The sequence below is a fragment of the Erwinia sp. SLM-02 genome (assembly GCF_037450285.1).
In the GTDB taxonomy this organism is placed as follows: Bacteria; Pseudomonadota; Gammaproteobacteria; order Enterobacterales; family Enterobacteriaceae; genus Erwinia.
The window spans coordinates 760,529-785,442 of record NZ_JAQISN010000001.1 but is presented as its reverse complement, the minus strand read 5'-3'; the positions used below and the strand labels follow the sequence as shown (position 1 = coordinate 785,442).

28 protein-coding genes and 3 tRNA genes are annotated in these 24,914 nt (G+C 55.3%); 15 read left to right on the top strand and 16 right to left on the bottom strand.

Annotated features, from left to right (window positions below):
• The first annotated feature begins 24 nt into the window (after positions 1-24).
• The 3 genes from PGH32_RS03705 (at position 25) to PGH32_RS03695 (ending at position 1,632) form a co-directional block, all read left to right on the top strand.
• Positions 25-294 carry a hypothetical protein gene (locus PGH32_RS03705; protein ID WP_337893203.1) on the top strand — a complete coding sequence of 90 codons (270 nt, stop codon included), beginning with the start codon at positions 25-27 and terminating at the stop codon, positions 292-294.
• Between the two features lie 70 nt (positions 295-364).
• Positions 365-610, top strand: a complete 246-nt coding sequence (locus PGH32_RS03700) for a DUF4224 domain-containing protein (protein ID WP_337893202.1) — start codon at positions 365-367, stop codon at positions 608-610.
• Positions 610-1,632: a phage integrase central domain-containing protein gene (locus tag PGH32_RS03695; RefSeq protein WP_337893201.1), complete on the top strand. Its 1,023-nt coding sequence runs from the start codon at positions 610-612 to the stop codon at positions 1,630-1,632. Before PGH32_RS03700 ends, PGH32_RS03695 begins: the two co-directional genes overlap by 1 nt.
• A gap of 116 nt (positions 1,633-1,748) precedes the next feature.
• On the opposite strand, the gene PGH32_RS03690 is transcribed toward PGH32_RS03695, so the two are convergent.
• The 6 genes from PGH32_RS03690 to uvrY all read right to left on the bottom strand — a co-directional run bounded on the left by PGH32_RS03690 (position 1,749) and on the right by uvrY (position 5,319).
• Positions 1,749-1,834: transfer RNA gene (locus tag PGH32_RS03690), tRNA-Leu, on the bottom strand.
• 13 nt (positions 1,835-1,847) lie between these two features.
• Positions 1,848-1,921 (bottom strand) — tRNA-Cys (locus PGH32_RS03685).
• A gap of 44 nt (positions 1,922-1,965) precedes the next feature.
• Positions 1,966-2,041 (bottom strand) — tRNA-Gly (locus tag PGH32_RS03680).
• Positions 2,042-2,214: 173 nt separating this feature from the next.
• Positions 2,215-2,763, bottom strand: a complete 549-nt coding sequence (gene pgsA / locus PGH32_RS03675; protein WP_105593373.1) for a CDP-diacylglycerol--glycerol-3-phosphate 3-phosphatidyltransferase — start codon at positions 2,761-2,763, stop codon at positions 2,215-2,217.
• A gap of 71 nt (positions 2,764-2,834) precedes the next feature.
• Positions 2,835-4,661, bottom strand: a complete 1,827-nt coding sequence (gene uvrC / locus PGH32_RS03670) for an excinuclease ABC subunit UvrC (protein ID WP_337893200.1) — start codon at positions 4,659-4,661, stop codon at positions 2,835-2,837.
• A 1-nt stretch (position 4,662) separates the two neighbouring features.
• A complete protein-coding gene (uvrY, locus tag PGH32_RS03665; protein ID WP_314419712.1) occupies positions 4,663-5,319 on the bottom strand; it encodes a UvrY/SirA/GacA family response regulator transcription factor in 657 nt (218 codons plus the stop codon).
• Positions 5,320-5,845: 526 nt separating this feature from the next.
• Between uvrY and PGH32_RS03660 the strand changes: the two genes are divergently transcribed.
• Both PGH32_RS03660 and PGH32_RS03655 read left to right on the top strand, forming a co-directional pair.
• The gene (locus tag PGH32_RS03660) at positions 5,846-6,070 is read left to right on the top strand and encodes a DUF2594 family protein (protein ID WP_314419714.1); all 225 of its coding nucleotides are present in this window, start codon (positions 5,846-5,848) and stop codon (positions 6,068-6,070) included.
• A 138-nt stretch (positions 6,071-6,208) separates the two neighbouring features.
• Positions 6,209-6,547, top strand: a complete 339-nt coding sequence (locus PGH32_RS03655) for a GlpM family protein (RefSeq protein ID WP_314419715.1) — start codon at positions 6,209-6,211, stop codon at positions 6,545-6,547.
• Here PGH32_RS03655 and PGH32_RS03650 read toward each other — a convergent pair.
• Both PGH32_RS03650 and sdiA read right to left on the bottom strand, forming a co-directional pair.
• Positions 6,544-7,167 carry a GNAT family N-acyltransferase gene (locus PGH32_RS03650; protein WP_314419716.1) on the bottom strand — a complete coding sequence of 208 codons (624 nt, stop codon included), beginning with the start codon at positions 7,165-7,167 and terminating at the stop codon, positions 6,544-6,546. The two genes, PGH32_RS03655 and PGH32_RS03650, sit on opposite strands and share 4 nt — an antisense overlap.
• Positions 7,168-7,296: 129 nt before the next feature.
• Positions 7,297-8,019: a transcriptional regulator SdiA gene (gene sdiA / locus PGH32_RS03645; protein ID WP_314419719.1), complete on the bottom strand. Its 723-nt coding sequence runs from the start codon at positions 8,017-8,019 to the stop codon at positions 7,297-7,299.
• An 813-nt stretch (positions 8,020-8,832) separates the two neighbouring features.
• Here sdiA and cycA point away from each other — a divergent pair.
• Positions 8,833-10,227: a D-serine/D-alanine/glycine transporter gene (gene cycA / locus PGH32_RS03640; RefSeq protein ID WP_205065200.1), complete on the top strand. Its 1,395-nt coding sequence runs from the start codon at positions 8,833-8,835 to the stop codon at positions 10,225-10,227.
• A 58-nt stretch (positions 10,228-10,285) separates the two neighbouring features.
• Here the strand turns inward: cycA and rutR are convergent, their stop codons facing one another.
• A complete protein-coding gene (rutR, locus tag PGH32_RS03635) occupies positions 10,286-10,951 on the bottom strand; it encodes an HTH-type transcriptional regulator RutR (protein WP_314419725.1) in 666 nt (221 codons plus the stop codon).
• A gap of 291 nt (positions 10,952-11,242) precedes the next feature.
• On the opposite strand from rutR, the gene rutA reads away from it, so the two are divergent.
• From rutA to rutG, 6 genes are all read left to right on the top strand, one after another.
• Positions 11,243-12,334: a pyrimidine utilization protein A gene (gene rutA, locus PGH32_RS03630; protein ID WP_314419726.1), complete on the top strand. Its 1,092-nt coding sequence runs from the start codon at positions 11,243-11,245 to the stop codon at positions 12,332-12,334.
• On the top strand, positions 12,334-13,080 hold the full coding sequence (rutB, locus tag PGH32_RS03625; RefSeq protein ID WP_314419728.1) for a pyrimidine utilization protein B: 747 nt from the start codon (positions 12,334-12,336) through the stop codon (positions 13,078-13,080). The genes rutA and rutB overlap by 1 nt, the downstream gene beginning before the upstream one ends.
• A 27-nt stretch (positions 13,081-13,107) precedes the next feature.
• Entirely contained in the window at positions 13,108-13,494 is a 387-nt protein-coding gene (gene rutC / locus PGH32_RS03620; RefSeq protein ID WP_314419730.1) for a pyrimidine utilization protein C, read from the top strand.
• A gap of 12 nt (positions 13,495-13,506) precedes the next feature.
• Complete coding sequence (gene rutD, locus PGH32_RS03615; RefSeq protein ID WP_337893199.1) at positions 13,507-14,331, top strand: pyrimidine utilization protein D; 825 nt, start codon at positions 13,507-13,509, stop codon at positions 14,329-14,331.
• Positions 14,316-14,828 carry an NADH-dependent FMN reductase RutF gene (rutF, locus tag PGH32_RS03610; RefSeq protein ID WP_337893198.1) on the top strand — a complete coding sequence of 171 codons (513 nt, stop codon included), beginning with the start codon at positions 14,316-14,318 and terminating at the stop codon, positions 14,826-14,828. The genes rutD and rutF overlap by 16 nt, the downstream gene beginning before the upstream one ends.
• Positions 14,829-14,921: 93 nt before the next feature.
• The gene (gene rutG, locus PGH32_RS03605) at positions 14,922-16,247 is read left to right on the top strand and encodes a pyrimidine utilization transport protein G (RefSeq protein ID WP_337893197.1); all 1,326 of its coding nucleotides are present in this window, start codon (positions 14,922-14,924) and stop codon (positions 16,245-16,247) included.
• Here rutG and PGH32_RS03600 read toward each other — a convergent pair.
• Positions 16,244-17,170 (bottom strand): DMT family transporter, encoded by a 927-nt coding sequence (locus tag PGH32_RS03600; protein WP_337893196.1) that lies wholly within the window; start codon positions 17,168-17,170, stop codon positions 16,244-16,246. The two genes, rutG and PGH32_RS03600, sit on opposite strands and share 4 nt — an antisense overlap.
• A 256-nt stretch (positions 17,171-17,426) precedes the next feature.
• Between PGH32_RS03600 and wrbA the strand changes: the two genes are divergently transcribed.
• From wrbA to PGH32_RS03585, 3 genes are all read left to right on the top strand, one after another.
• Positions 17,427-18,026 carry an NAD(P)H:quinone oxidoreductase gene (wrbA, locus tag PGH32_RS03595; protein WP_314419738.1) on the top strand — a complete coding sequence of 200 codons (600 nt, stop codon included), beginning with the start codon at positions 17,427-17,429 and terminating at the stop codon, positions 18,024-18,026.
• Between the two features lie 17 nt (positions 18,027-18,043).
• The gene (locus PGH32_RS03590; RefSeq protein ID WP_314419740.1) at positions 18,044-18,274 is read left to right on the top strand and encodes a YccJ family protein; all 231 of its coding nucleotides are present in this window, start codon (positions 18,044-18,046) and stop codon (positions 18,272-18,274) included.
• Positions 18,275-18,421: 147 nt separating this feature from the next.
• Positions 18,422-19,792, top strand: coding sequence for an NAD-dependent succinate-semialdehyde dehydrogenase (locus PGH32_RS03585; RefSeq protein WP_337893195.1), 1,371 nt, complete (start codon positions 18,422-18,424; stop codon positions 19,790-19,792).
• A gap of 78 nt (positions 19,793-19,870) precedes the next feature.
• On the opposite strand, the gene agp is transcribed toward PGH32_RS03585, so the two are convergent.
• The 6 genes from agp to PGH32_RS03555 are packed head-to-tail and all read right to left on the bottom strand — an operon-like array spanning position 19,871 to position 24,907.
• The gene (gene agp, locus PGH32_RS03580) at positions 19,871-21,523 is read right to left on the bottom strand and encodes a bifunctional glucose-1-phosphatase/inositol phosphatase (RefSeq protein WP_337893194.1); all 1,653 of its coding nucleotides are present in this window, start codon (positions 21,521-21,523) and stop codon (positions 19,871-19,873) included.
• A 20-nt stretch (positions 21,524-21,543) separates the two neighbouring features.
• Positions 21,544-21,816, bottom strand: coding sequence for a hypothetical protein (locus PGH32_RS03575; RefSeq protein ID WP_337893193.1), 273 nt, complete (start codon positions 21,814-21,816; stop codon positions 21,544-21,546).
• Positions 21,817-21,841: 25 nt separating this feature from the next.
• Complete coding sequence (locus tag PGH32_RS03570; protein ID WP_337893192.1) at positions 21,842-22,978, bottom strand: FKBP-type peptidyl-prolyl cis-trans isomerase N-terminal domain-containing protein; 1,137 nt, start codon at positions 22,976-22,978, stop codon at positions 21,842-21,844.
• Positions 22,975-23,373 carry a hypothetical protein gene (locus PGH32_RS03565; RefSeq protein ID WP_337893191.1) on the bottom strand — a complete coding sequence of 133 codons (399 nt, stop codon included), beginning with the start codon at positions 23,371-23,373 and terminating at the stop codon, positions 22,975-22,977. Before PGH32_RS03565 ends, PGH32_RS03570 begins: the two co-directional genes overlap by 4 nt.
• Before the next feature lie 27 nt (positions 23,374-23,400).
• The gene (locus PGH32_RS03560; RefSeq protein WP_337893190.1) at positions 23,401-23,907 is read right to left on the bottom strand and encodes a fimbrial protein; all 507 of its coding nucleotides are present in this window, start codon (positions 23,905-23,907) and stop codon (positions 23,401-23,403) included.
• Positions 23,908-23,950: 43 nt separating this feature from the next.
• The gene (locus PGH32_RS03555) at positions 23,951-24,907 is read right to left on the bottom strand and encodes a fimbrial protein (protein WP_314419750.1); all 957 of its coding nucleotides are present in this window, start codon (positions 24,905-24,907) and stop codon (positions 23,951-23,953) included.
• Positions 24,908-24,914: the final 7 nt, after the last annotated feature.

Below are 24,914 nucleotides of genomic sequence, written 5' to 3'. Positions count from 1 at the left end.
GTAACAAATCACAGGTTTGTATTTATGCGAATGATAACCAGGAAGAAGACTGCTTTTGCTGAGTTGCATCAGACAGGTGTGCTGACGCGCATTGTGGCGGTTAAAAACGCTGACGGTGGTGGCTGGCGATTGTTCGGAGTATGGCGAGATAAAAACATCGCGGTTTTTGTTGAGGCTGCGCGTGGCGGTATCCGCGAGTGGTCAGGGCTGGATTACCTCGCTGGTTTCTGCGAGAGCTGTGGAATCAGCCTGTGGGAAATCCACAATCAGGTGGCCCAGCGATTACCAGAGTGATCGGCTTAAATTAACTGCGTGACACGTCACGATGATTTTTAACCTGTTGCAGCAGGATTGGGAGACAACCATGAGCCAAAGCGTTTCAGCAGTACACGGAGATAACGACATCATTTCGGATGCCGATATTTTTGCTTTGACCGGCTATAAAATCCCCTCAAAGCAATGCGAAAGCCTCCGTGAAGCTGGGATATTTTTCATTATCCGGCGAGACGGCCGACCGCGCACAACATGGCGGCACTTTAACGATCCCCTTTCACAGAGGAAAGTTAAAACTGATGACGGTTGCCAGCCAAACTTTGGAGCATTGGATTAATGGCACGACCACGGGCAAATAAAGCAGATTTATGGATGCCGCCCCGGACATATCGGGGCAGATCAGCATATGAGTTTCACCCAAAAAATGGTGGCGCCATACGCTTATGTGGCTTTGACTCAACCCAGGCTGAAGTATGGACCGCATACGAAGCGCTCATTAACGATCGCAAGAATGAGGATTTCTTTGAAGGGCTTACAGAAAGCTTTTTCTCTTCCGCTGATTTCTTTGAATTGTCCTTCGAAACCCAGAAAGACTACAGAAAATACTCAGTTAAAGTGCTTTCTGTTTTCGGCAAGATGCCACCTGATGCAATCAAGCCAGAGCACATACGCAAGTATATGGATAAGCGAGGGCTTAAAAGCAGGACGCAGGCTAACCGCGAAAAAGCTTTTATCTCCCGCGTGTTCCGGTGGGGCTATGAGCGTGGAATGGTAAAGGGTAACCCCACCAAAGGCGTTAAACAGTTCAAAGAAGTCGCGCGTGACCGTTATATTACTAACGCTGAATACTCTGCCCTTTACAGTGTTTCACCACCCGTAGTCCAGGTTGCTATGGAACTGGCTTACCTTTGCTGCGCACGCCAGGCTGACGTTCTGGAAATGAAGAAAGGCCAATTGATCGAGGAAGGCATCCTGATCAAGCAGAGCAAAACGAGTGTTGCACAGATAAAAGCCTGGAGCCCAAGGCTTGAGAATGTAATAAAGGCTTGCAGCACCCTGCCGCTTAAATCAGGCATGAGCACTATCTATGTCATCCACCAGCCATCAGGCAGCAAATATACGCGGGATGGTTTTAATAGCCGCTGGTTGAAAGCTAAACAGGATGCCAAAGCCGCATTCCCTGAAATGGACTTCAACTTCACTTTTCACGATCTGAAAGCAAAAGGCATTTCTGATCTGTCCGGCAGTTTATATGAAAAGCAGGCGATTTCTGGCCACAAAAACGTGGAACAAACTGCACGCTATGACAGGAAGATTGTTGTGGTTCCGGTAGTCGGTGGGCAGAAGAAAGCAGAATAATATTAGGAAAGGGTATTAGGAATGTAGGGGGCGGAAACAAAAAAACCGCCCTTGGGCGGTCACGACATTACTACATATTGCTTTGATTTTATTCGTTTTAATCGGTACTTCGAATATGGTGCCCGGAGTGGGACTTGAACCCACACAGCCATAAGCCGAGGGATTTTAAATCCCTTGTGTCTACCGATTTCACCATCCGGGCCTGGATGTAAGATTGGAGGCGCGTCCCGGAGTCGAACCGAGGTAGACGGATTTGCAATCCGTAGCATGGCCACTCTGCCAACGCGCCTTTATTCTTTTTTGCCTTCAGAGAAATTCTCTGCTGACTTAAACTGGAGCGGGAAACGAGACTCGAACTCGCGACCCCGACCTTGGCAAGGTCGTGCTCTACCAACTGAGCTATTCCCGCTGAGCTATCAACGCTGCTGCTTTGTTTGAGTGAAACTCAGAAGCTGCTGATTTGCTTTATCTTCTGGCAGACCCTGCTGCCTTTCGATGCGTTGCATTCTACTGACATGGAGCAATGAGTCAATCAAATTATCCGTACAATGCGTCCGTTTGCTGCTTTTTAAATCGCTTCGATCAACGTTCGAGCAGATCGCCGCGCGCAGCGCTCAAATATTGGAACATTGACCAGAAAGTCAGGACGGCGGCGATGTACAGCGCGGCCACGCCAATCCCCTCAACGATGGAGTTTGGACGCCACAGCAGGGCAAAAAGCGCCAGCATCTGCGCCGTGGTTTTCACTTTACCGATCCAGGAGACGGCCACGCTGCTGCGTTTGCCGATTTCCGCCATCCACTCGCGCAGCGCGGAAATAATGATCTCGCGGGCGATCATGGTCGCAGCAGGCAGCGTGATCCACCAGGCATGGAAGTATTCCGCCACCAGCACCAGCGCCATGGCAACCATCACCTTATCGGCAACCGGGTCGAGGAAGGCACCAAAACGGGTGGTTTGCTTCCAGCGACGGGCAAGGAAACCGTCAAACCAGTCCGTTACCGCAGCAACGACAAAGATCAGCGCACAAAGCAGCGGAGCCCATTCAAACGGCAGGTAAAACGCCAGCACGAAAAATGGAATTAAGACTACGCGAAACAGGGTCAGTAAGGTCGGGATATTAAATGGCATAATTATGCTAACTGTTTGGACAGAGTAGAATTTGTCTCTATGTTCCTACATTGCTACGGGTGTTGCAATGCTTAGTGTTTCAGCGCATAGAAGATTTTTTCGGCCAGTGCATGCGAAATCCCCGGTACTTTGGCAATCTCCTCCACTGAAGCATTTATCAGCGGTTGCAGGCCTCCCATGTACTTCAGCAGCATCTGTCGACGTTTAGGGCCTATGCCTTCTATCGTTTCCAGCGCGCTGGTATTTTTCACTTTCGCCCGTTTATTGCGATGACCCGTAATTGCATGATTGTGAGAGTCATCACGAATATGCTGTAAAACATGTAGCGCAGCGGAATCCGGCGGCAGAGAAAACCCCTCCCCCTCCGGTTCAAAGAACAGCGTTTCCAGCCCCGCCTTGCGATCGGTGCCTTTGGCTATCCCTAACAGTAAAGGATGATGTTTATCCCACGTGACGTCCAGTTCAGCAAAAACAGTTTTAGCCTGCCCCAGCTGCCCTTTGCCGCCGTCGATAAGAATGACGTCAGGTATTTTACTCTCTTCCAGCTCTTTGCCATAGCGGCGACGCAGCACCTGATTCATCGCCGCGTAGTCATCCCCGGGCGTGATACCGCTGATATTATAACGCCGGTATTCGCTGCGCACCGGGCCATTTGCATCAAAAACCACGCAGGAGGCCACGGTCTGCTCCCCCATCGTGTGGCTGATGTCAAAACACTCCATGCGATTGATTTCCGGCAGCTCCAGAACCTGTGCCAGCTCGGATAACCGCTGACGCACGGTAGAGTGCTGGGCCAGCCGGGTCGCCAGCGCCGTGGCGGCATTCGTTCTGGCCAGCTTGAGATAACGGGCGCGATCGCCGCGCGGCTTGCTCTGGATCGTTACCCGACGCCCGGCAAGCTCCGTCAAAGAATCGGCCAGCAGATCTTTCTCCGGCAGCGTGAAGTCCAGCAGGATATCAGAAGGCAGCGTTCTGGCCTGGCTACCCTGAAGATAGAACTGTCCGACGAAGGTTTGCACCACTTCGGCCTGGTCCGTGCCTGCGGGGACTTTAGGGTAATAGCTGCGGCTGCCCAGCACCTTGCCCTGGCGGATAAACAGCACGTGCAGGCAGGCCAGGCCGCCGTCGAAGGCAACGCCGATAACGTCCATATCGTCGCCCTGATTGGAGACGAACTGTTTTTCCGTTACGCGGCGCACCGCCTGAATCTGATCGCGCAGGCGCGCGGCCTCTTCAAAACGCAGATCCATCGCCGCCGTTTCCATCCGGCTGACCAGCTGGTTGAGCACCTGATCGTCTTTGCCGGAGAGAAACAGCCGCACGTAGTTAATCTGCTCGGCATATTCCTCTTCGCTCACCAGCCCGCTGACGCACGGCCCCAGGCAGCGGCCAATCTGATACTGCAGGCACGGGCGGGTACGGTTGCGATAGACGCTGTTTTCACACTGGCGTACGGGAAACACTTTCTGCAGCAGCGACAATGTTTCCCGCACCGCGTAGCCGTTCGGGAACGGACCGAAGTACTCCCCTTTGGCGTGTTTGGCACCGCGATGGCTGGCAAGACGGGGATGCGTGTCGGCGCTAAGAAAAATATAGGGATAGGATTTATCATCGCGCAGCAAAACGTTGTAGCGCGGCTGGTAAAGCTTAATGTAGTTATGCTCCAGCAGCAGGGCTTCCGTCTCGGTATGCGTGACGGTCACATCAATTTGCTGGATCAGCGCCACCAGCGCTTCTGTTTTGCGGCTGGCGAGATTGCCACGAAAATAGCTGGCGAGGCGCTTTTTCAGGTCCTTAGCTTTGCCAACATAGATAACCGTTTCGCTGGCATCATACATTCGATAGACGCCAGGCTGGCTGGTGACGGTTTTCAGGAAGGAACGGGCATCAAATACCATACTACTCACTGCTGATTAACGGTTCCGAATTAAACAGGCCATAGCGAATGGCCAGATGGGTTAATTCTACATCACCACTGATATTAAGCTTGCTGAACATCCGGTAACGGTAGCTGTTCACCGTCTTAGGGCTGAGGTTCAGCTGCTCGGAAATCTCAGTCACTTTCTGACCTTTGGTAATCATCAGCATAATCTGCAGTTCGCGTTCTGACAAACAGCTGAACGGGGATTCTGCCTGGGGCTGGATCTGGCTCAGCGCCATTTGCTGGGCAATGTCCGACGCGATGTAGCGCTGACCAGCGTTTACAGAGCGGATGGCGTTAACCACCTCCTGCGGCGCGGCCCCCTTGCTGAGATAACCCGCGGCCCCGGCCTGCATGACCTTCGCCGGCAGCGGGCTCTCGGTATGAATTGTCAGCATAATCACTTTAGCATCCGGCGTGTAGCGCACGATTTTACGCGTGGCCTCCAGACCGCCAATGCCCGGCATATTCATGTCCATCAGCACCACATCAACATTGTTGCTGCGGCACCATTTCACTGCATCCTCACCACAGTTGGCTTCACCTACAACCTGGATACCTTTGATATCTTCCAGTATGCGACGGATCCCTGTACGCACCAGTTCGTGGTCATCGACGAGAAAAACGCTTATCAAACGGAACTCCCTAAATGGCTGAGGCGGGTGAAGATTAGCAATAATTGCAGGGTCATTATTCTACTACTTTTTTTTCATCGGTAGAACATATTTAACACAGCGGCTAACAATTTCGTTTCTTAAATCATAATGCAAAATAAATTTTAGCGCTTAAGAAAATGACTAAGCCAGATGCGATGAAATAAAGCGCGCAATGGCAATCAATAGTTACGAAAAAGAATACAAGAAAATACAATAATCAGCATTTACATAAAGTTATACGAAAAAAAGCCGAAGCGGTGTTAGCGTCAGTAAAATGTACGGACCCCTGGCCTAATCGCGAGTATTAATATTGCTCAGCATTACGCCAGTATCAAATCGTATTGCCCGTTCGTATCACTTATCACACTTTTCTCCGCAATACCGGGAACGTGTAACGAGTAGGTAACTGATTTTTTTTACGCGTTGTATGATATACTTTTAACAATTTTTCGCGCCCTGTACTGCGGCTCAGGGGCATGTTTTTTATCATTTATCAGGAGAGATCATGAGTCAGATTGACTTTTCAACCCGTGAAGACGTGCAGGCGTTAGCCAACGAGGTCACCTGCATGAAGGCACTGGTTACGCTGATGCTGAAATCGATTGGCCAGGCCGATGCCGGTAAAGTGATCATCAATATGGAACGTTACATTGCGGGCCTGGAAGATGAACAGCAGGCTGAAGTGTTCAGCAATACCGTCAAGCAAATCAAATACGCCTTCCGCCAGTAGTGCCTGACGGGCACCGGTCGCAGACAGTTTACCTGCGCCGGTGCCAAAAACCCTTTTCCGCTGATACCGGCGATGTGTTAAGCAGCCGTGCGATGCATCAGCTCTCAGAATGACAGTTAACCACCCGTTGATGAGATAATGGCCTTACTAATAAAAGCGATACTTGGCGCTGTTGTTGTATTACTGATCGGTATTCTCGCTAAAACGCGCAACTACTATCTTGCCGGACTGATCCCTCTGTTTCCAACCTTTGCCCTGATTGCACATTATATCGTCGGGAGTGAACGCGGAGTAGAAGCGCTGCGCGCGACCATCCTGTTTGGGATGTGGGCGATTCTGCCGTACTTCGTCTATTTGCTGTCGCTGTGGTATTTCATCAATATGATGCGGCTGGTGCCTGCACTGATGGCCGCGGTAGCCTGCTGGTCCGCGGCGGCATGGCTGCTGATTACGCTGTGGTCAAAATGGCACGCTTAACGCGCGCGCATTCCCCAACTGATTGATACGCCGAGTGACGGCAGGACTTCTTCAGGTTTAAAGCGCCTTGAACCATGGAAACGGCTTGCCAGCTCAGGCTGTAATACCGGTATTTTAACCGCGAACAGATTATCTTCCGACTGAATCACACCCGCCGGTAGTGGCTGATAACTGACCTGGTAGCGGGCGAACATTTTCTCCAGCATCGGCGTAGCCGCGCTGAATAAATGACCGACCCCGGACTGCTCCGCCAGCTGCAGCGCGTGCCATAAAATATTTAACGGCAGTTCGGTGTCTATTTCCAGGCGCGCTGAAAAGCGAGACATCTCCCAAACAGGGCTGCCGTTAAGGCTTTCACGCTCGGCGTCAGTCAAATCACTGCCTTCAGGGCACTGCCATTTCATTAATCTTGCACAGCCGCAAATACCGTGCTGCGCATGCCAGGCAATCAACCAGCAGACATCTGAACGATCGAAACGATCGTACTCCTGGCCAGGGGTGCTGAGCCGTGACGGAATTGACCAGCCTTCTTCTCTGGCAAAAACACTGTAACGGTAGCTTCCCAATTCAGCCAGCAACGAGGAAGGCATATCCTTCAGTTTGGTCTGGATAATTTTCATTTATAAATCCCCGTTGCACTCCCGCGCTAAAACCGCCCCGGGCGGGCCCGCGCAGGGTTGTTACCCTTGCGAAGGGTAGACAACCCGTAAGTAATACGAAACTACCAAAATTAGTAGTTGCGTCCTCTTTCAGATCAAACCGATTGCGGCCGCGTAAGAAGCAATTTGCGTTTTGTTCGGCGCATTTAATCGTTTTTGCATGTTTTTTTGATGAAAATTAACCGTGTGTTGAGAAATAGAAAGTATCAGCGATATTTCAGCCGACGTTTTTCCTTCAGCGGTCCACTTAAGGATTTCACGCTCCCGCTCACTTAATTCCAGTTTTACAGAGACCATGGAAATAGCCTCCAGGCGGGTCAATGCCGCCAGAGACAGTTCCACCAGATACTGGAGTTTCAGTTCCAACTCGGTAGTTAACTTCACATTATTGGACGGATCTGATGAGGCAAAAGATAATATTCCCGTTGCTCTGTTATGGGCGATGGCCGAGGTTGAAATACCATGGTAAATCCCGTGCCGTCGCGCGGCCTGCATCATGACCGCGCCTTCGCCGGCGGTTTCATCATCCCATACCCACAAACTGCCGGGGAAATGGCAGTTCCTGATTATCGGATCCACGACCAAATAGTTTTCCCGAAAATAGAAACTTATCCATTCTTCCGGCAGATTACAGTAATAAAAGGTCTTGGGACGCGTAAAAGGGACGGGATGCTTGATGAAAAGCACATAAAAATCGAATCCGAGTCGCTTTGCCTGCTGTTCAATTAACAGCGTCACCTGCTCAACCTCAGTTTTTTTACTGAAATCGAATTGAACGTCGTCTCGCCAGCTGAAATAAGTGTCAGCAGCCATTATTTCCCCAATGGAACGTAAGGGATCCCACTCGCATTAACTATAATATTCATTGTAAATATTGCTGTGTAATTAGACATTAAATGTGACCAGGCTAAATGGTTTTTTTTGTAATGCTTTCGTGAGTAAATTATAGAATCGCCAGCTCATTTTTATTAGTGTAGCTATTTTTTCACCGAAATAAATCCGGCGTAACGCCAATCTATAACAATACCGTATGTTATTATCACGTTAACAATCGAAGTTAACCCTTGGTAGCGGTCATTCGAGCAGCAGATATCACTCTTATCATGGGATTTATCTCATCAGCATACAGTAACTTTCCGCTTTTTTCCCATGGTTCTGCATCTTGTAGCCTGACCACCGTTCCGGGGGCCTTAAACCGGCGCAGGATAAACACTATCCATATGATTTAAATCATATTTAAATAAATTTTCACTCTACCCTAAAACCCACCTTTTTCCGTTCAAAATCGGGCTGCCGGCCGTTAAAGGAAAAAAACATCGGGTCGCCGCCCATTTCTTCCCCCCTTCCCGCCAACGGCAGCGCTGGATTTTTGAGCGAATAAGATCCGCGAGCCTCAATGTCTCTGTTTTTTCTGCTTTATTCCTGCGGTTTTGCGTTAAGCTGCTCTTCCAGTGATGTCAACCGGGATCGTTCGTTTCGATCGTCGTCACTATTACCGAAAAGAATTACCCGTTTAACTCGTTATTACACTATCTTATGCCAGCTAATCATGGCAGGACCGAATGAAATAAAAGCCATCAGAGCTTTACTCATTTACACAGGACAGAACACGACAGGAGAACCTTAATGGTTGACCAATCAAAAGAGGCAACGCTTTCAGAGGAAGGCCCGGATACGCTGCGGCGTAACCTGCACAACCGGCATATCCAGCTCATCGCTATCGGTGGGGCCATCGGCACCGGCTTATTCATGGGGTCGGGTAAAACCATCAGCCTGGCCGGACCGTCGATCATTTTCGTTTATATGATCATCGGTTTTATGCTGTTTTTCGTTATGCGAGCGATGGGTGAGCTGCTGCTCTCCAATCTTGAGTACAAATCCTTCAGCGATTTTGCAGCGGACCTGCTTGGCCCGTGGGCCGGCTATTTTACCGGCTGGACCTACTGGTTCTGTTGGGTGGTGACCGGTATTGCCGATGTGGTGGCCATCAGTTCCTACTTCCAGCTGTGGTTCCCTGATTTCTCCATCTGGATGAGCGCCCTGCTGTGCATCGTGGTGTTCTTATCGCTTAATGTGGCCACCGTGAAGCTGTTTGGCGAAATGGAATTCTGGTTTGCGATTATTAAAATCGTCGCGATTGTTGCGCTGATCGCCACCGGTATCGTCCTGGTCGCCATGCATTATCCCTCGCCGGGCGGCGGCACCGCATCCCTGAGCAATATCTGGGATCACGGCGGTATGTTCCCGAAAGGGCTGAGCGGCTTCTTTGCCGGCTTCCAGATTGCCGTATTTGCCTTCGTCGGTATCGAACTGGTGGGCACCGCGGCGGCGGAAACCCACGACCCGAAAAAGGTACTGCCGCGCGCCATTAACGCCATTCCGCTGCGTATCATTATGTTCTACGTGCTGGCGCTGATGGTGATCATGGCGGTGACGCCGTGGAATCAGGTCGTCGCCGACCGCAGCCCGTTTGTTGAAATGTTCGTGCTGATTGGCCTGCCGGCTGCGGCGAGCATTGTGAACTTCGTGGTGCTGACCTCTGCGGCATCATCTGCCAACAGCGGCATTTTCTCCACCAGCCGTATGCTGTACGGCCTGTCGCAGCAGGGCGTTGCGCATCGTCGTTTCGGTGTGCTGTCAAGCCGCGCGGTGCCGACAACCGGTCTGTTCTTCTCCTGCTTCTGCCTGCTGGGCGGCGTGGCGCTGATTTATCTGATCCCGAACGTGATGACGGTATTTACCCTGGTTACCACGGTATCCGCCATTCTGTTTATGTTCGTCTGGACGATTATTCTGTGCTCCTACCTCGCATACCGCAAAAAGCATCCGCAGCGCCACGCGGAGTCCAGCTATAAAATGCCGTTGGGCAAGTTTATGTGCTGGGTGTGCATGGCGTTCTTCGCCTTCGTGCTGGTGTTGTTAACGCTGGAAGAAGACACTCGTCAGGCGCTGATGGTGACGCCGCTGTGGTTCCTGATGCTGGCCGTGGGCTGGTTCCTGCGCAGCCGTAAAAAGGCCTAAGCCTTGCCGAACGGGGCAGTCCCTCACTGGACTGCCCTGCTTTACCGGCCTGTCTGGCCTAACGAACGCGTATCCCCTCAATCACCATTTTCTGCACGTTTTCCACCGTCTGATTAAAGAAGGCTTCATCGCTCAGCGTCCGGCCGGTCACGGCTTCAACCTGAGTGGCAAAATCAGCATAGTGCTGCGTGGTCGCCCACAGCATGAAAATCAAATGATGCGGCTGAACCTCTGCCAGTTTCCCTTCACTCACCCACTGCTCAATAATCGCCGCCTTATCTTCAACCAGATGACGCAGATCCCCTGCCAGCTCGGCCTTCAGCAGCGGTGCGCCCTGCAGCATCTCCAGACAGAACAGTCTTGAGGCCTGAGGATGATCGCGCGAGACCTCCAGTTTCAGCCGGATATAGTGGCGAATCGCCTCCAGCGGATGCTGGTCGGCGCGCAGCGCACGCAGCGGTGCCAGCCAGACGTCCAGCAGATCTTTTAACACCGCAATGTACAGCTCTTCTTTAGAGGGGAAGTAATACAGCAGATTGGTCTTGGAGACATCGGCGCGTTCGGCCACTTTATCCAGGCTGGTGCCGTGGATGCCAAACTGTGAAAAATACTCCAGCGCCGCCGCAAGAATAGCGGAACGCTTCGCCGCCACCGCGCGGGAACGCCGCGTTGGGGCTTTGGCCGGTTGTTTATCTGTCGAATTCACCGTGACTCCGTGATCCATAGGGGTTGCGGGGATAATACCAAATCACCGGATTCACACCTAATCGCAACGCTGCACTTTTATTGCGCACCCCTGCCAGTTTTTTGTGCAGCTATTTTTTATCAAATGGTCCGTTTTGACCGGATGCTCCACCCACGATTTCACAGAGTAAAAACAACCCATTGCTTTAATTAACAATTTTAATTCTGGCATAACCTTTGCAGTCTTTCCTGCAACGCGCCGCTTTAATGGAAACCGCAGGATGCATCGCAGCGCCGGGATTAAATCTTTCACTTAATCAGAGGGTTCCATATGAAAATCGGTGTTTTTATTCCTATCGGTAACAACGGCTGGCTGATTTCCCGCAACGCGCCGCAGTACATGCCCACCTTCGAGCTGAATAAAGCTATTGTGCAGAAAGCCGAGGCTTACCACTTCGACTTTGCCCTGTCGATGATTAAGCTGCGCGGTTTTGGCGGCGAAACGGAGTTCTGGGACCACAATCTGGAATCCTTTACCCTGATGGCGGGCCTGGCCGCCGTGACGTCGCGCATCGAGATTTATGCCACCGCCGCCACCCTGACGCTGCCCCCCGCTATCGTGGCGCGTATGGCCTCAACGATCGACTCCATCTCCGGCGGCCGCTTTGGCGTGAATCTGGTCACCGGCTGGCAGAAACCCGAATACGACCAGATGGGCCTGTGGCCGGGAGATGAGTATTTTTCCCGCCGCTACGACTATCTGACCGAGTACGTCAACGTACTGCGCGATCTGTGGGGTACCGGTAAATCCGATCTGAAAGGTGAATTTTTCACCATGAACGACTGCCGCCTCAGCCCGCAGCCGCAGCGCCCGATGAAAGTCATTTGTGCCGCCCAGAGCGAGGCCGGCATGGCTTTCTCGGCGCAGCATGCGGACTACAACTTCTGCTTCGGTAAGGGCGTCAACACGCCGACCGCCTTTGCGCCTACCGCCGCACGTATGAAAGCCGCCGCCGATGCCGCCGGCCGCGACGTCGGTTCCTACGTGCTGTTTATGATTATTGCCGCCGAAACCGACGAGGCCGCGCGCGCCAGATGGGAACACTACAAGGACGGTGCCGATGAACAAGCCCTCGCCTGGCTGACCACCCAGAGCCAGCAGGATAAACGCTCCGGCAGCGACACCAACGTCCGCCAGATGGCCGACCCGACTTCAGCGGTCAATATCAATATGGGCACCCTGGTGGGTTCATGGTCCAGCGTTGCCCGCATGCTGGATGAGGCCGCCACCGTTGCCGGTACCCAGGGCATATTGCTGACGTTTGATGATTTCCTGCAGGGAATTGAAGATTTCGGCGAACGCATCCAGCCACTGATGCACAGCCGCGCCGACCTGACTGATATCGCAAAAGAGGTAGCATAATGAACGCGAAACGCGCCGTCGTCTGTACCACCGCCTCCACCGCGCAGGCGGTCACCCTCCCCGCCCGGCCGGAGGATATCGTTTTCCCGCTGGAGCAGACCGCGCTGATCGTGGTGGATATGCAGAATGCCTACGCCACCCCCGGCGGCTATCTGGACCTGGCGGGATTTGATGTTTCAGCCACCCGACCGGTCATCGAACGGATTAACATTGCGGTGAACGCCGCGCGCCAGGCCGGCATACAGATTATCTGGTTCCAGAACGGCTGGGACGATAACTACGTTGAGGCCGGCGGCCCCGGCTCACCTAACTGGCATAAATCCAACGCGCTGAAAACCATGCGCCAGCGCCCGGAACTAGAGGGCACGCTGCTGGCTAAAGGCACCTGGGACTATCAGCTGGTCGATCAGCTTACCCCGCAGCCCGGCGACATCGTGCTGCCCAAGCCCCGCTACAGCGGCTTCTTTAATACCGCCCTCGACAGCATGCTGCGCAGCCGCGGGATCCGCCATCTGGTGTTCACCGGCATCGCCACCAACGTCTGCGTTGAGTCGACCCTGCGCGACGGCTTCTTCCTCGAATACTTCGGCATCGTGCTGGAAGACGCCACCTATCAGGCCGGTCCGTTATTTGCCCAGCAGGCGGCGATCTTCAATATCGAAACCTTTTTCGGCTGGGTGTCCAACGTTGACAGCTTCTGCGCCACGCTGACGGCCGGGCAAAACGCGCTGCCGCAAACGGCATAACTATCACCGTATTGAGGATGAACCATCATGCCTAAAACCATTATCACCCCACCCGGCACCGGCGTTCCGATTGCACCGTTTGTTCCCGGTACGCTGGCCGACGGCATCGTGTATGTCTCCGGCACGCTGCCGTTTGATAAGGATAATAACGTTGTCCACGTCGGCGATGCGGCGGCGCAGACCCGGCACGTGTTGGAAACGATTAAAAGCGTGATCGAAACGGCGGGCGGCACGATGGATGACGTGACCTTTAACTCCATTTTCATTACCGACTGGAGCAACTACGCGGCGGTGAATGCGGTTTATGCCGACTACTTCCCCGGCGAAAAACCTGCACGCTTCTGCATTCAGTGCGGGCTGGTGAAGCCGGACGCGCTGGTTGAAATCGCCAGCGTGGCGCACATCGGTCGATAAGGGGGTGTCCTGATGCATATTGAACTCTCAGGCCGCAGCGATCCCGATGCCCGAACCCTCGTGCTGTCCGCCGGACTGGGGGGGCTGGGGAACTTCTGGCTGCCGCAGATGAACGCCCTCCGCGCGGCGTATCGCGTGGTGGTGTATGACCAGCGCGGTACCGGCCGCAGCGCGGACAACCTGCCTGACGGTTACAGCATGCAGGATATGGCCGACGAACTGATCGCACAGCTTGATCGCCATGGGATTGAGCGCTTCGACGTTATCGGCCACGCGCTGGGCGGGATGATCGCGATGCAGCTGGCGCTCGACTACCCGGAGCGCGTGGCCAGGATAGTCCTGGTCAACGGCTGGCTTCAGCTGGATCCCCATACCCGCCGCTGCTTTCGCGTGCGTCAGGATCTGCTGCTGAACTCGGGCGTGGAGGCTTATGTCCGCGCCCAGCCGCTGTTTCTCTACCCCGCCGACTGGCTGTCAGCAAATCAGGAGCGCCTTGAAGCCGAAGATGCGCTGCATGCCGCCCATTTTCAGGGGATGGAGAATCTGCTTAAGCGACTGCATGCGCTGATGGCCTGTGACTACAGCGCGCAGGCGGCGCGTATCACCCAGCCGGTGCTGCTGCTTTGCTCACGCGACGATCTGCTGGTTCCCTGGACCTGTTCCGAACGCCTGCAGGCCGCCCTGCCCAATGCCACACTGCAGTACATGAACTGGGGGGGCCATGCCATGAGCGTCACCGACAGTGCCACCTTTAACCACCATTTACTCACCTGGCTGCAGCACACCGAACGCAGCCCTGACACCGTTGATATGGAGCTGATATGGCTGAAACCCTGAACGATCCCACGGTAGAAAAACAGCAGTTTCGCGATGCCATGTCTCGCCTGGGCGCCGCCGTCAATATTATCACTACCGACGGCCCCGCAGGGCGCGCGGGGTTCACCGCCTCGGCGGTCTGCAGCGTGACCGATTCCCCGCCCACGCTGCTGGTGTGCCTGAACCGCTCCGCCTCGGTGTACGAGGTATTCCGGGAGAACATGCAGCTCTGCGTCAATACGCTGGCCGCCGGTCATGAATCGCTGTCTGGTCTGTTCGGCGGTAAAACGCCGATGGCCGAACGCTTTGTGGCCGCCGACTGGACGACTCAGGTGACAGGATCGCCGATCCTCAGCGGCGCGCTGGCCTCATTCGACTGCATCGTCAGCCAGATTGTCAGCGTCGGCACGCATGACATTCTGGTTTGCGAAACCCGCGCGCTGGTCTTTGGCGACGGCCGCCGCGGCCTGATCTATTTCGATCGCCGCTATCATCCGGTGGGCGAGCACAGCTTCTGATTTTTCTTCGCGGGCCACCCGGTCCGCCTACCGACTGGCTCATTCAGCGGCAACGCGGCCGGTCAATGCGGTTATGACACTCTGGAGAAGACGATGGCGAGTTCCTGGTTTCCTCAATGGTCAAAAAAAACGGCGTCAGCGCAGGATATTGTTGCGCCCGATGAAGCCCTGCCCGTCGGGCAAACCCTGATCATGGGCCTGCAGCACGCGGTGGCAATGTTTGGCGCCACCGTGCTGATGCCGCTACTGATGGGGTTTGATCCCAACCTGTCGATCCTGATGTCGGGCATCGGCACCCTGCTGTTCTTCCTGGTGACCGGCGGACGTATCCCCAGCTACCTCGGGTCCAGTGCGGCGTTCGTCGGCGTGGTAATCGCCGCTACCGGATTCAACGGACAGGGTATCAATCCGAACATCAGCGTTGCCCTGGGCGGAATTATTGCCTGCGGCGCACTGTACACGCTGATTGGCTTTGTGGTGATGAAAGCCGGAACCCGCTGGATAGAAAAGCTGATGCCGCCGGTGGTCACCGGGGCGGTGGTGATGGCCATCGGTCTGAACCTGGCGCCGATTGCGGTGCGTGGCGTATCGGCCTCAATGTTCGACAGCTGGATGGCGGTGATGACCGTGATGTGCATCGGCGTGGTGGCGGTTTTTACCCGCGGCATGGTACAGCGGCTGTTGATCCTGGTCGGGCTGATTGTCGCGTGGGCCCTTTATGCGCTGATGACCAACGTGCTGGGTTTTGGCACGCCGGTGGACTTCAGTCCGCTGGCCGCGGCTGCCTGGTTCGGTATGCCGCAGACTACGTCGCCGACGTTCAGCACTCAGGCTATTGTGATGATCGCGCCGGTGGCGGTGATTCTGGTGGCGGAAAACCTTGGACATATCAAAGCCGTGGCCGGAATGACCGGGCGTAACCTCGATCCGTGGATGGGCCGCGCGTTCGTGGGCGACGGTCTGGCGACGATGATTTCCGGCAGCGCGGGCGGAACGGGCGTCACCACCTACGCGGAAAATATCGGGGTCATGGCCGTCACCAAAGTTTATTCGACGCTGGTCTTCGTTGCGGCGGCGCTGATTGCGATGGTGCTGGGCTTTTCGCCCAAGTTTGGCGCACTGATCCACACGATCCCAGGTCCGGTGATCGGCGGGGCGTCGATCGTGGTCTTTGGCCTGATTGCGGTAGCCGGAGCGCGGATATGGGTGCAGAACAGCGTCGATCTCAGCCACAACGGCAACCTGATTATGGTGGCGGTGACGCTGGTGCTGGGCGCGGGAGACTTCGCGCTTAAAATCGGCAGCTTTACGCTCGGCGGCATCGGTACGGCGACGTTTGGCGCGATCCTGCTCAACGCGATCCTGAGCCATAAACGCGCCGCCGCCCTGAGCAGCAGCGCGCTGCGCCAGGACGGTTAGCCGTTATTACACTCTGCGGGCGAAGGGGACCCCTTCGCCTTTTTTTTGCGCCTGAGCTTCAGTTCACTCACCAGCACGCCCATCACGATCAGCGCACCGCCCAGCAGGGCAATCGCCGGCAGACGCTCGCCGGCAATACGCCCGACGACCCCCGCCCATACCGGTTCACCGGCATAAATCACGGTCGCGCGGGTCGGTGAAACGCTGCGCTGCGCCCAGTTCATCGTCACCTGAATGATCGCGCTGGCGATGCCCAGCCCCACCGCGCTGTACAGCAGGTACGGGCTCCAGGCCGGAACGGACTCCCCGTTCGGGGCCATCATCAGGAAGCCAAAAATCGAGGCGGCGGCCAGCTGGATGACGGTCACGCGTCGCACATCGACTTTCCCCGCGCTGGTTCCGATCAGCAGGATTTCTGCCGCAATGGCGAGCGTGCTGAGCAGCGTGGCAATCTCACCGACGTTAAACGCCACCTCTCCCCCCTCCGGCCCCGCCAGCAGAAGCAGTCCGCTGAACGCCAGCGCGATGCCGACCCACGACATCAGTCCCGGCATTTTACGCAGAAACACCCATTGCATCAGTGGAACCAGCGGAACGTACATCGCGGTAATAAAGGCTGACTTGCTGCTGGAGATGGTTTGCATACCGTACGTCTGCAGGCCGTATCCAAAGCCGATCGCCAGGCCAATCAGCGCGCCCGCTTTGATCTCAAACCAGGTCACCTTGCGCATAACGCGCCATGAAACCAGTCCGAGCAGCAGCGCCGCGACGGCAAACCGCACGCCGATAAAGAAGAACGGGCCGCTGACGGTCATCGCGTGATGCACGGCCAGAAACGTCCCACCCCACACCATGGTGATTAGAATAAGCACCAGCTCACTGGTGTTAATGGAAAATTTATAACGGGAAAGTAAACCAGACATAACGCACTCTACTGTAATTTTGGCGTCAGTTTGCGGGGTTAACGATAGCCGGTCAAGCACCGCGCGGTGCGGGCTGTTTTCAGTGACTTCAGCACTCTCTTCTGGCCCTGACAGAATTGAACCGCACCGGCCTGCAGGCCACCCCGAAATGATTTTTAATACAAAATTGATCTGCCACCAGGCAGGTACAGAGGCATCTTCTATACTGAAAAATCAGTTAAAAAATAAACTAAGCGTTAGAGGAGCTCAGCAGCGTATGGCAAAAATTTTAGTGCTCTATTACTCCATGTACGGACATATTGAGACAATGGCGCACGCCGTTGCGGAAGGTGCCCGTAAAGTCCCTGGCGCAGAAGTGACCATCAAACGCGTGCCGGAAACCATGGATGCAGCCCGTTTCGCCGAGGTCGGCGGTAAAACCGGCCAGTCCGCGGCAGAAGCCGATCCGAGAGAACTGGCGGACTATGATGCCATCCTGCTTGGCACGCCCACCCGCTTCGGCAATATGGCCGGACAGATGCGTAACTTCCTGGATCGCACCGGCGGACTGTGGGCGTCTGGCGCCCTTTACGGCAAACTCGCCAGCGTCTTCGCCTCTACCGGCACCGGCGGGGGTCAGGAGCAGACCATCACCTCCACCTGGACCACCCTCGCCCATCACGGCATGGTGATCGTTCCCATCGGGTACGGAACTCAGGAACTCTTCGATATCTCTCAGGTACGCGGCGGAACGCCGTATGGCGCAACCACCATTGCCGGCGGCGACGGTTCCCGTCAGCCCAGCGAAGAAGAACTCGCCATTGCCCGCTATCAGGGCGAATATGTTGCCGGACTGGCAGTAAAACTCAACGGATAATCGGACAGGAGACAATGATGGCAACACAACAATCCAAAGCGCATCACGTAGGAGAATGGGCCACCCTGCGCCGTACCTCACTGGAAATTGCCGAAGCTATTTTTGAGGTAGCCAACTACGATGAACGCCTTGCTGAACAAATCTGGGAGCAGCAGGGAAGCGATGACGTGCTGATTCGCGCCTTCAAGAAAACGGACGCGGACATGCTGACCTGGGATAACAAAGTCGTTGAGCGTAAAAACGTCTAACGCGGAGGGCGGGTTATCCCGCCCTTTTGACTGACGGGTCGTGAGACTCGTCCGATAACCTGGCATCCCCCTCAAAGTTTCAACTACGCTTAATTCCACGTTAACCCTTCAGCCCACTCAGGCTGTTTCGCGACCAAGGAGCGTAGTATGTCCTACCAGACAATCAACCCCGCAAGTAATAAGCTGATCAAATCCTGGCCCGCCCACAGCGATGAGCAGGTTGAACAGGCGCTGGCAACGGCTGATGCCTTATATCATTCCAGCTGGTCGAAAGGGGATATTCAACCGCGTTTACAGGTCTTGCAGAAGCTGGCAACGCTGATTGAGGAGCGCGTGGAGGAACTGGCCACCGCCGCCAGTGAAGAGATGGGTAAGCTGATTGGCCAGAGCCGCGGTGAAGTCGAGCTTTGTGCGCAGATCGCCCGCTACTATGCGGAAAACGCCGGGCGTTTCCTGGCGCCGGTGCGCTATCCGAGTGACCTGGGCGAAGCCTGGGTGGAACATCATCCGATCGGTGTGCTGGTTGCCGTTGAGCCGTGGAATTTCCCTTTCTACCAGCTGATGCGTGTGCTGGCCCCTAACCTCGCCGCCGGTAATCCGGTTCTGGCAAAACATGCGCAGAATGTCCCGCACTGCGCCACGCTGTTTGCCGATCTGGTCAGCAAAGCGGGCGCGCCGGAAGGGGCATGGACCAATCTGTTCGTCAGCAACGATCAGATTGCGGAACTGATTGCTGACGATCGCGTCCAGGGTGCAGCCCTGACCGGCTCTGAACGGGCAGGCAGCGCGGTAGCACAGCAGGCGGGGAAATACCTTAAAAAAACCACCCTTGAACTGGGCGGGAATGACGTTTTCGTGGTGCTGGACGACTGCGACCTGGATAAAGCCGTGCAGGCCGGTGCGGGTGCACGCCTCAGCAACTGTGGCCAGGTGTGTACCGCCGCCAAACGTTTCCTGGTGCAAGAGAAGGTCGCTGACGCGTTTATGGCCAAATTTGTCGCGGCTTTCGAAGCGGTGAAGATTGGCGATCCGTTAGATCCCAACACCACCCTCGGCCCACTCTCCTCCGCTGAGGCGCGCGACCGCCTGGAGAAACAGGTGAAAAATGCCGTTGAAAAAGGTGCCAAACTGGTGCTGGGCGGCAAGCCGGTGGACGGGCCTGGCTGTTTCTACCAGCCAACCATACTGACCGGCATTACCCGGGATAACCCCGCCTGGTTTGAAGAGTTCTTTGGGCCGGTGGCGCAGATTTACATCGTCCGCAACGACGATGAGGTGGTGAAACTGGCTAACGACTCCCACTATGGTCTGGGTGGTGCCGTGTTCACCGGGGATATCGCACGCGGTAAAGCGCTGGCCTCCCGGATTGAAACCGGCATGGTCTATATCAACTCGGCCAGCAACACCGCGCCGGAGCTGCCGTTTGGCGGCGTCAAGCGCTCAGGCTTTGGCCGCGAGCTGTCAGACCTGGGTATTAAAGAGTTTGTGAACCAGAAGCTGGTGGTGATCGCCAAATAAACTTTAAAGTTAAAGACCAATAAAAAGGCCGACACCCGGGTGTCGGCCTTTTTACGTTAGTGATAAACGCGGGGGCGGTTAGCTGGCCGTCGACGGCTCGGCCGTTTTGCCTGCACTGTTTGCGGAGTCAGGCTGCGCGGGTTTGGACTCGTTAGCCTTTACTTTCTCAGCGGCGGCTTTGTCCGCAGCAGCCTTCTCGGCGGCTGCTTTCTCTTTCGCGGCCTGCTCGGCGGCGGCTTTTTCGGCTGCGGCTTTGTCAGCGGCGGCTTTCTCTGCGGCAGCTTTCTCCTTCGCGGCCTTTTCCTGAGCAGCTTTGTCTTTCGCTGCCTGCGCAGCGGCGGCTTTATCTTTGGCTTCCGTCGCGGCTTTATCCTGCGTCGCCTTCTCGGCGGCGGCCTGATCCGCAGCGGCTTTGTCCGACGCTTCTTTCGTCACATCGGCGGCATCGGCCGAAGCGGCGACCGGTTCAGCAACCTGCATGGACGTTCCCTGCAGCGCGGTGTTCAGCACGGCGGTGAACTGGTCCCACGGACAGAATCCGTTCGCGTCGGTCTGGCAGCCTGCCATTTGCAGGGTGACGCGCTTAGGCGGGTTGTCCAGCGACAGCGGCTCCGCATTACGCAGCTGCTCGGTGCTCTGGTAAACGTATTCAACTTTGACCAGCTCGCGGTTGTTTTTCTTATCCAGCCAGCGCTGGAACTGAATCATCCCGCCAATTGGCGTGCGCTCGTTCTGATCCGCCAGTTGATAGGGCTTAAAGTCCAGTGCGGTCAGCAGCGAGGCAATATTGGAATCATGCCCGACCATCAGCGTGACTTTCGGCGCGCTCTCTTTGTCCTGGTCGATCAGCATGCTGCGGATATAATCCACCAGCGGCGCGGCGACATCGCGGGCAACCAGCGGCGAAGTGAACAGCGTATCCTGATAGCCATTCTTGATGGCCGACAGTTCTTTCCACTGCTCCGGGGTTTTTATCTGTCCCCAGGCCACCTGGTCGAGCGGCATGCCTTCGTAATACTGCAGGGTGAACGCATCGACCAGTGAGTTACCCACCTTCAGCGGACCGGAAACCCCGGGCTCTTTGCCGTTGTCGGCGCTGAACGTGTTCTGGTTAGTGCTGGAAAGATCGCACTGCTTCTTGCCATTACAGGCCGCAGAGTTTTTGTAATCTATGATTTTTTCAAGACGCTGGAAAGCGGGCTTCAGCGCCAGCTTTTCGCCTTCGGCATTCATCGCCGACAGCGCCTGCTTGTTGAAATCTTCACTGCTGCTGGTGATAACCGGATTAAAGATTGGGTCCATCGCCCCCATTTCATCCTGATGGGAGACGGTCACATCACACCCTGGGAATGCGCCGGTGATAAAGAACTGCGCGGTGGCCACGGTGCGCTGCAGGCTATTGGCGTAGGCATAGACCGCGTCAGGAGACGGGCATTCGCCCTCTTTCAGCAGGCCCTGCTGAGCCAGCCATTCACGGGTGTAGCGGCCCATATACACTTCCAGCACCCCGCCTTTGGTGGTCAGCTGACCGCCAGGTACATCCCACTTGGGCCAGGCTTTTTTGGTTGCCTGAGCCAGCACGCTGCCGTTATCCGCCAGCGGCGCACGCAGGTTGTGGCGGCTCATCATCAGTACCTGTTCCAGCTGGTAATCGCTATCCGCGGCCCATGCAGAGACGCCGGAAAGTGCAGAACATACGGCGAGAGCACAGAGACTTAACTTTTTAATCATAGGTGTATTCCATTGATTCATCAGGGTGAATAACTGGCAGATAAACGTGCAGCACAGAAGAACACCAGCGCACAACGCTGAGTCACCACCACCGCTCTCCAGAGAAAAGTCCAGAAATCCACAATCGTCATCGATATTGAGAATATAGCAGACTCTGCCCCCGGCGGTTTAGTGGCATTAGAAGATTGAAAAGAAACAAGATGTTTTCGGTAATGCTCAATCGCTCTTTTCAGCAAGAAAATAGCAGGATGTGAGGGAAAACAGAAGATACCCTCAGCATCTATTCGCTGCATTTATTGCCTGCGGCCCTGCACGCGTTTATCCCGCTTTCCCCCGGACGGTCGTCGCCCCGGCGTCGTAAACGTCTGAGATACGGATCTGGTAGATCATATAAGCACCGGGCGGGATGTCCGGAGGATAGCCCGCCTCACCATAGGCAAGGTCCGGCGGCACCAGCAGCGTGATACTGCCGTGGTTCTCCAGGCGCGACAGCGCATCACGGAATACCGGCGGAAATTCATCCACTCGCTGTGACAAAAGCGCCCCGCCTGCGTCCATGTCCTGAATCACCTTACCGTCCACACGCATCTCTTTGACGGCTACTTCAACCACCGCATCGCTCGCTATCTGACCTTTACCGCGATAATCAATGCGGTATCCGTACCCCATTTCGGCCGTGAGAGCCCCTTTCTGCTGCATAAACGTGGCCTGATACGCTTTGCCAGCCCGGGTCTGTTGCGCGAGCGTTTTTTCACGGCTGGCGGCCACTTTACGATCCACCGCCGCAAGCGCGTCATTAACCTCGCCAGGGGTAAGCCGCGCATGGCCGTCGAACAGATCGCGTATGCCGGCCAGAATGGTCCGCTTGTCGGCAGGCACTCCCCACTGCTGATGTTCAGACTGCATGCGGAGGATCTCGCTGCCGAGCGAGATCCCCGCAGCGTAATCCTGACGAATATCCGTCTGGTTCAGCTCGTCCCGGGTGAGCGCGCGGATCGGCTCCGCCGGCAGCCGTGGCACGGTAAGCTGCTGCTGTAGCGCGCCCCATCCCCTGCCCAGTGCTCCCGCCACATCAATTTTCACAGGAGGCCGCTTCAGTCGCTGATTTTCCTGCTCCAGCGCTTCCTGCCTCTGCAGTGAGGCCTTCAGCGCCTGGTTAAGCGCTAACAGCTGTTTGTCGTTGTTAAGCCGCCATGCTGAGGTGGGTGGTTTTTCGACCTTCGTGGCGGATGTCGGCCGCGATTGTGGCCGCGGTGTTGCGGCCCCGGCAGCAGGATCCCTGTTTTCCGTTTCCTTCGTGGTCACACGGTACTGTTCTGCAAACTGCAGTATTGCCGGTACTCCCGTATCGGACGCCCGACCTTCCGTGGCAGGATAACCCGCGGCGGCAATCGTTAACGCGCAGACTGTTATCGCCCGGTATCGGCTAATCAGAATCTGAACCATGATGCTCATGACGATGGCCCAGCCTGTTCACTCAATACGGACAGCAGGGCGCCGTCAATCTTTGAACAGACCACATTGGCGCGGAAGCGATAGAACGCATCCCCGGTGTCCTGATTCAAATGGCTGATCTTCTTGCGCACGTTGCCATACTTTGCCGCACCCGCCATCAGTTGATTAAACTCGGCCATCAGCGCGGGATAGCGCGTAGAATGCATTGCCTTAAGGGCTTCAAGCTGGTTAAAACACAGATCCATCTGCTCGCGCCCGCTGCTGCTGGCGACCAGCGTCTCTTCTGCCTGGACCTTAGCCGTCGTTTGCGGCTTCTTTGCCTGGCACCCTGCCAGCCCGCTCAACAGCAGCAGTAGCGCTAGTGTCCTGTGGTATGGCGTTATTAATTTCATCACGATGTACTCCCCGATCGCTGTCTGCTGTTACTGATATTCGAGATAAAAAAGAACCTGCGCCTGAAACTCTCCCGGCGTGATGGTCTTTTCTCGCCCCTTCAGAAAGGCGCTAAAACGCAGCGCGTTATTGCCGTCGACGAGATCCTGCCAGGCGACAGGCTGACCGTTAACCACCGGCCCCCCCTGCGCATCGCGGATGCCAATGCCGAATGAGGTGTCTGTATTGCCGGGCTTATACAGTCCATCGCTGAAGGTGTTTCCACTGAACATAATCCGCACCTGGTCCCTTATCTGGGGTGAACAGCGAAGCAGCCTGATGCTAAAACTCTGCTCCGCCGAGGTGCGGCCGTTGCTCAGCGCGGCGCTTGCCACCTGGCCGAAGTTGACTTGCAGATCCTCGTCGCCGGGGGCAACGGAACAGGGGGCATCAATCACCACCCCACGAATGCTGATATTGCCGTAGCCATTATTTCCAGCGGCTGACGCCCCTGACGAATACGTCAGCATCAGCATCATGCAGAGAAAGACTCGCACGTGATTTTTACTCCTTATTAGACTGGCTTACCGCGCGGTGCGCTTATTGCAGGCTCATCACCAGCACGGCCGAGCCGGTAAACGGGCCGGTTGCTATCTCACTCTTTCCTGAGCCCACCAGGCTGAAGGTAAAATCATCGCTGCCGACGCCGTTGACAATCTGGCTGTTAATACTGTCAAACGGTTTCAGTAATTTGCCCTGATGATAGATTTCGACGCCTAAATCAGGATTGCTGGTTTTCACGGCGGAAGAAGAGAAGGCGCTGGCATCGGCGGAAAGCGTCATTTTGACCGCCCAGTTGCCGGTGTCTTTACATTGATAAGGCACGGTGACCTCTCGGCGAAACGGGCTGCTGGCGGCACTGGTGGTGACCTGGTCCCTGGCTATCAGGCCAAAATTAACATCGATATCCTGGCTGTTATTAATGGCGCAGGTACCGGAGGTGTAATAGGCATCGTTCGCCGCCAGCACCCGCCAGTTTGCGGTGAAAACCCCGCCGGCAGGCGCGCTCCACTTATAGAGTTGCAGGCTGGCGACAACCGTCCCGGCCTTGATGTAAACGCCCTTACCCGGGCTGTCTTTCAGCTGGTAAAACGCCTTAACCTGCAGATCGTGCCAGTTACCGTCACGCAGTTCGTAAACCATCAATGCCGACGTTATTGGGTTCAGATGACGCACGCCCTGGACTTCCAGCCCGCTGCTGAAGTTGGCGTCAAGTGAAGTCTGATAGCTACCGGCATTGATGCGCATGTAGTCGACATAACGATTGGGAATCGTGTTCTGGCACTGGAAATAGTTAGCCAGATCGAAGATCACCACATCGCCTATCATAATTTCGGGGGAGAGATTCACCGTCACATCAATGTTGCGCTGGCCAACAGCATCAAACGCCCGACCATCCCGTTTATCAATGCAGGAGAACGCCTCACTCCGCGCTGAACACAGCAGAATGACCGTCGCCAGCAGGAAATACGGCAGTAAACACAGCTTTTTATTCATTACCCTA